Here is a 6,000-nt window from a genome sequence, read left to right as displayed (position 1 = left end):
GGTGCAGGGGGTGCAGGGGGTGCGACGGGAGTGGTTTCACCCCCGTACTGAGTTGTGTCCTTATGTATACGGGCAAATGCCAGACTAGTAGGTCTACTACAGACGGTGGATACACCCGAACCGGTGTCCACCTAAGAGGGGGTGATCCACGGAATGCACTTAGACTGGCGAACGGACAACCCACCGACCCTTCAGGAGTGCCCACCGTGCAATCCACCGCCCCCGTCACCTCCCCTGTCACCGTGACCGTCACCGGCGCCGCCGGACAGATCGCCTACTCCCTTCTCTTCCGCCTCGCCACCGGCGAGGTCTTCGGCCGCGACACCGTAGTAAACCTCAACCTCCTGGAGATTCCCGCGGCCACCACCGCCGCCGAGGGCGTCGCCATGGAGCTGCAGGACGCCGCTTTCCCGCTGCTCGGAACCGTCACCGTCACCGATGACGCCGACGTCGCCTTCACCGGGGCGGACGCGGCCTTCCTCGTCGGTGCCAAGCCGCGGGGCAAGGGTGCGGAGCGCTCCGAGCTGCTCGCCGACAACGGCGGCATCTTCGGCCCCCAGGGCAGGGCCATCGCGGCCAACGCCAACCCGGGCGTCCGTGTCCTGGTCGTCGGCAACCCGGCGAACACCAACGCCGCCATTGCCGCAGCCGCCGGTGGACTGCCTGCCGGTTCAGTCACCGCGATGACGCGGCTGGACCACAACCGTGCCCTGTCCCAGGTCGCGCAGCGGCTCGGGACGCCGGTCTCGGGCCTGCACCGGATGACGGTCTGGGGCAACCACTCCACCACACAGTTCCCGGACATCACCGAGCTCGTCGACGACACCGGACGCTCACTCACCGAGGATCTCGGCGGACTGGAGGGAACCTGGAACACCGAGGAGTTCATCCCGCGGGTCGCCAAGCGTGGCGCGGAGATCATCAGTGTGCGCGGTTCCTCCTCGGCGGCGTCCGCGGCCTCGGCGGCCGTGGACCACATGCGCGACTGGGTCCAGGGCACTCCGGAGGGCGACTGGGTCTCGGTCGTCCTGGCGTCTGACGGCTCCTACGGTGTGCCCGAGGGTCTGATGTGCAGCTTCCCGTGCCGCTCGGTCGACGGGGCCTGGCAGATCGTGCAGGGCCTGGCGCTGTCCGAAGCGCAGCGGGCCCGGCTGGACGCCTCGGTCGAGGAGCTCGCCGACGAATGGTCGACGGTGCAGGAACTCGGTCTCGTGTAGCCTGGGCTGAAGTTTTTTCGGGGCCGAAGGTTCCCTTTTGCGGGGTCTACCCCCTATGGTTGTGATCTATGTCACAGACTTCGCAACTGAATGCCCGTGCCAGCGCCAACCAGGGGGCGGAGACCTACCGCCCTTCCGTGCTCGACCGGATCATCGCCGCCGGGGCCCGCGCCCTCCGCTTCATCCCCGCTCCGCTGCTCTCGGTCTTCTCCCGGACGAACAACGCCGGCGACCGGCTCGACGGTGACGTCGCCCTCTCCCTGCTCACGCTGAAACTCGTCGGCGGATCCGACATTGCCGACCAGGACGCCGTGGACGCCCGACGCAACGTCGACCGGCAGGCCTACCTCGCCGGCTCCTGCGGGACGAAGTCACTGGAGGTCGGCCTCGTCGACCACCGCATCGTCGGCGGCGTCCGCGTGCGCGTCTACACTCCGGCCGGTGCGGCCCGGTGGCAGGGCGGTAGACCGGCGCCGGCCATCATCTACATGCACGGAGGAGGGTGGGCGACCGGATCCCTCGACAGTCACGACTCGACCTGCCGTTTCCTCTGCCGTCGCAGCAGTGTCCAGGTCTATTCGATCGACTACCGGATGGCTCCCGAGCACCCGTTCCCCGCCCCGCTGGAGGACGTCACCACCGTGATCTCGGCAGCCGTGTCCGGACAGATCGCCGAGATCGACCCGGAGCAGGTCATCATCGCCGGCGACTCCGCCGGTGCGCACCTCGCCACCGCGTCCACGCTCTGGCTGCGTGACCGGGGACTGCCGCAGCCGGCCCTGCAGATGCTCTTCGCGCCGGTCGTGGACCTCCGGGAGGTCGACGAGGTGATGGCGACCTACGCGAGCCGCCGCGAATTCCACGACGGTCCGTACATCACCGAAGACCACTTCCGCTGGTACGACAAGGCCTTCGTCAGTGAGCTCAGTGACGAGGAGCGACGGGGTGACCTCGTCTCCCCGATCCTGGCCGAGGACCTGTCCGGCATCGCCCCGGCCTATGTCGCCGTTGCCGGACATGACCCGCTGCGTGACGAAGGTGAGGCCTACGCCGCCCGCCTGGATGAGGCCGGGGTGCCGGTGACGGCGCGTCGACACCGCGGCCTGGTGCACCCCTTCGTGAACTCCAGCGTGATCTGGTCGGGGTCCGGGCGAGCCCTGGATGAGGCGGTCGGTGCGGTGCGGCACGTGCTGAGTATCTGAGCGTCTCCGTCCCCGGCACCACCTACCCCAGGTGGTCGAACTTCGACTCCCACGCGGCGGCGACCGGATTGGCGTCCGCGATGAGGTTGTTGAAACGGTCATTGGAGATCTCCACGACCTCGCCCAGCAACTGCAGGTGCTCCTGCTCCGGGGAGTTCTCCAGCCGGCGCAGACCCTCCGTGACGATCTGACTACGGGAGTCCATCCGGCCCAGGCAGGCGACGAAAGGCATCCCGAACCGCTCCCGGTACTGGTCAGAAAGGTCCCGGAGCTGCTCCTGCTCCACATCGTCCATATCCTCCAGGGCGAGCGAGCCGGCGAACCCCGACTCGCGCCTCAGAGCGTCCTCGTCGAGCAGGAGATCAGCCATCGACGGGTAGTCGTGGATCAGAGCATCCTGCTGCTCGCGCGGGGCGGTGAGCACGGCGTCCTGCACCGCATCGCGCAGGTCCTGGACCGTGGCGAAGGGGCCGACGGCATGGGCGCGCTCCAGCGGCCACGTCGCATTGTTGAACAGCGGTGAGAAGGTGCGCAGGAAGGACGCCTGATCCATGGCGTTGACGTCCTCCAGAGTGAGCATCCGGCCCGCCGCATCGCGGGTGACGTCGGGGGACGGGCGGCGTCCCACATGGAAGAACAGCAGGTTCAGCACGATCGCGGCGATCGAACCGGTCGTCACACCCGAAGCGAAGAAGACCTGTGCCCACTCCGGGAAGACTTCGGCGATGCCCGGCTTGAACGTCACCAGCATGCCCAGACCCATCGAGATCGTGAGGATCGTGGCATTGCGCGTGTCCGTCAGATCGACCTTGCCGAGCGTCTGGATACCGACCAGCGCCACATTGGCGAACAGTGCCATACTCGCCGCACCCAGCACCGGGGAGGGGATTGCGGCGACGATCGCGCCGGCCTTCGGGATCAGACCGATGACGATCATGAGGACGCCGGCCGCCGCGACGACCCACCGCGACCGTACACGGGTCATGCGCACCAGACCGACGTTCTGCGCGAAGCAGGTGTAAGGGAAGGAGTTCATCACGCCGCCCAGGGTGGTGGACAGGCCGTCGGCCCGCAGCGCGCGGGCGATGTCCTCCTTGGTGGTGCGGCGTCCGACGATCTCGCCGGCAGCGAAGACGTCTCCGGTGGACTCCACCATCGTGATCAGCATGACGATGATCATCGAGATCGCGCCGGTGAGCACGAACTCCGGGGCGCCGAAGTAGAAGGGGGTCGTGAAACCGACCCAGTCGGAGGTGCCCACGTCATCGAAGCCCGTGTCGCCGAAACCGAAGGCGACGGCGGTGCCGATGACCAGGCCGACGAGGATCGACAGGGTACCGAGGAAGCCCTTGAAGAAGCGCTGCATGACGATGATGATCGCCAGCGTGAGACCGGCGTAGGCCAGGTCCTTCGTCTCCGGGGCGCCTTCGGCGTAGTTCGTGAAGTCGTTCGCGGCGACCGAGAGCAGCGTGATGCCCATTGTCGTCAGCACCGTGCCGATGACCACCGGCGGGAAGAACCGGATGAACTTCGCGAAGTACGGGGCGGCGAGGAAGGTGAAGATGCCCGAGATGATGATCGAGCCGTAGATCGCCGGGAGGACGCCCACCCCGCCGTCCTCGTTGACGGCCAGGCCGATCGCCACGATCGGTGCGACGGCCGTGGTCGTCACACCCTGGATGATCGGCAGGCGCACACCGACCTTCCAGAAACCGACCGACTGGATCAGTGTGGCGATACCGCAGGTGAACAGGTCGGCGTTGATGAGATGGATCGTCGTCTTCGCGTCGAGATTCAGCTGGCCGGCGATGAGGAGCGGGACGACGACGGCGCCGGCGTAGAACGCGAGGAGGTGCTGGACGGACAGGACCGCGAGCTTGCCGGCGGGCGGGACCTGGTCGACGGGATGCTTCTGCTGGGCCGGAGGGGCGTAGGTGGTTGTGCTCATGCAGGTTCTTTCCGTGCAGGTTCTTTCCGGGAAACGTCAACGGTCCGAGGTTTGATCGAGGTCAGTGGATGTCTGATCGATGCCGATCGATGTCAGATGGACCGGGGTACCGACACAGGGTAGTCCGCCGGTAGGGGCGGCCTGGAATCGTGGGGTGCTTCACATGTTCTGTGACCTGCACGTCGCGCTTTCTCATGTCATCGCCCCTCTTATGTCCGGATGTAGTGCTGAGGGGTCGTTTTCGCTGGGGCTGAGCGACCTGTCGGCACTACTTCCGGACAAGGGGGCCCGGGTTGAAGGGCAGCCCGGGTTGAAGGGCAGCCCGGGTTGAAGGGCAGCCCGGGAAGACAGCAGCCCGGGTTGAAGGGCAGCCCGGGAAGACAGCAGCCCGGAACGGGGGCTTGTAGGGCGCGCCGTGCTCCGCTTCACTGGACGGCGGGGCGGGTGAGATGTCTTTCGCCGACAACTGAACAGATCCGGGAGGGGATCACACAACATGGGGGAGAAACACCCGACCACAGGGGAGAGTCTGCGACAGTGGTGGCGGCGCGCCGCAGACGAGAAACGACTGCCTCCGGGCAATGGACCGGAACACACCCGGCGGATACTGCCGAGCAGACTCCCGTTCCGGCGTAAGGAAGCGATGGACTCCGGGACAGTGACCCGTCACAAGCTTGACCGGTTGTATGTCGAGGTCGCCCGCGGCGTCCTCTTCCTGGAGCTCGGGCCGGAGACACCGCGGCAGGTGGCCGGTGATCATCCCGGAGAGTTTCTGGTGGACATCATCACCCGGGCCAGAGCGCAGTGGCTGCGGCACCGCGACCTCGTCACCGGATCGTGGGCCGCCGCCGCATTCCACGGACTCCTCTACTGGGCGGACTCCGCACCGGTGCTGTTGCTCACCGACAAGTCACATCGTCATACCGGAGGCGGCGACGGCACCGGGAAGGCACGGCTGCGTCCGGTGATACGGCGGTGGCCGGCCTGCCTGACCCGCGAGACCGTCTGTCCTGATCCGAAATTGCCGGAGCTGCGGTGCGTCACCGCTCCAGTGGCTGCAGCCCAGTGCCTGAAGTCGGTGTTCATGCGGTCGCACCACTGGGTTGTCCCGGAGGTCCCCGGGCTGACCGATGTACAGGTGCGTGCGGTGCAGCTCATCGACGCGTTCCTCCAGTGCACCACGGTCACCGTCGACGAGATCATGCATGCGTGCCGAGGACTGGTCTCTGCACGCAAGCTCAGGGAGGTGCTCCCGCTGGTCGATCCGGGTGCGCAGTCACCCCGCGAGACCCTGCTCCGACTGGTTGTCCGGGACATACTGCCCGACGGTCACCGCTGGACCTCGCAGGTGCGGCTGGACCTGCCCACGGAGACCTGGACCGTGCTGGACCTGGCGTGTGCCTCGCTGAAGGTGGCGCTGTACTACGACGGTTCCACACACCAGGACGCCGGTCAGAACCAGAAAGACATCGATCAGCTCCAGGAACTCAAGGATCTGGGCTGGGAGGTTGTCCGGGTGGACGCGGCACTGTTCGCCGACCGCAGACGACTGCTCCGACTGGTGTCAGGTGCGATTTCCAGGGCAGCCGCAGTTGCTGCGGCGGCTGCTTAGATTCTCTGTCCGGAAGTAGTG

Annotated in this window: 4 protein-coding genes; 3 read left to right on the top strand and 1 reads right to left on the bottom strand. The window is 66.8% G+C overall.

Annotation, left to right across the window (positions count from 1 at the left end):
* The first annotated feature begins 206 nt into the window (after positions 1 to 206).
* Positions 207 to 1,217, top strand: coding sequence for a malate dehydrogenase (locus Q0A27_RS11710; RefSeq protein ID WP_291475682.1), 1,011 nt, complete (start codon positions 207 to 209; stop codon positions 1,215 to 1,217).
* Positions 1,218 to 1,285: 68 nt separating this feature from the next.
* Positions 1,286 to 2,419 (top strand): alpha/beta hydrolase, encoded by a 1,134-nt coding sequence (locus tag Q0A27_RS11705; RefSeq protein WP_291475681.1) that lies wholly within the window; start codon positions 1,286 to 1,288, stop codon positions 2,417 to 2,419.
* Between the two features lie 22 nt (positions 2,420 to 2,441).
* Here the strand turns inward: Q0A27_RS11705 and Q0A27_RS11700 are convergent, their stop codons facing one another.
* Positions 2,442 to 4,367: a solute carrier family 23 protein gene (locus tag Q0A27_RS11700; RefSeq protein ID WP_291475680.1), complete on the bottom strand. Its 1,926-nt coding sequence runs from the start codon at positions 4,365 to 4,367 to the stop codon at positions 2,442 to 2,444.
* A gap of 643 nt (positions 4,368 to 5,010) precedes the next feature.
* Here Q0A27_RS11700 and Q0A27_RS11695 point away from each other — a divergent pair.
* Positions 5,011 to 5,979 (top strand): DUF559 domain-containing protein, encoded by a 969-nt coding sequence (locus Q0A27_RS11695; protein ID WP_291475679.1) that lies wholly within the window; start codon positions 5,011 to 5,013, stop codon positions 5,977 to 5,979.
* Positions 5,980 to 6,000: the final 21 nt, after the last annotated feature.

The sequence above is a fragment of the Corynebacterium sp. genome, assembly GCF_022712275.1.
Lineage (GTDB): Bacteria > Actinomycetota > Actinomycetes > Mycobacteriales > Mycobacteriaceae > Corynebacterium.
This window is presented reverse-complemented; position numbering and strand designations above follow the sequence as displayed.

What these genes read in the sequence shown, in the direction of transcription:
- Q0A27_RS11700 (WP_291475680.1), bottom strand. Translation starts at nt 4,367, where the DNA reads ATGAGCACAACCACCTACGCCCCTCCGGCCCAGCAGAAGCATCCCGTC.
- Q0A27_RS11705 (WP_291475681.1), top strand. Translation starts at nt 1,286, where the DNA reads ATGTCACAGACTTCGCAACTGAATGCCCGTGCCAGCGCCAACCAGGGG.
- Q0A27_RS11695 (WP_291475679.1), top strand. Translation starts at nt 5,011, where the DNA reads ATGGACTCCGGGACAGTGACCCGTCACAAGCTTGACCGGTTGTATGTC.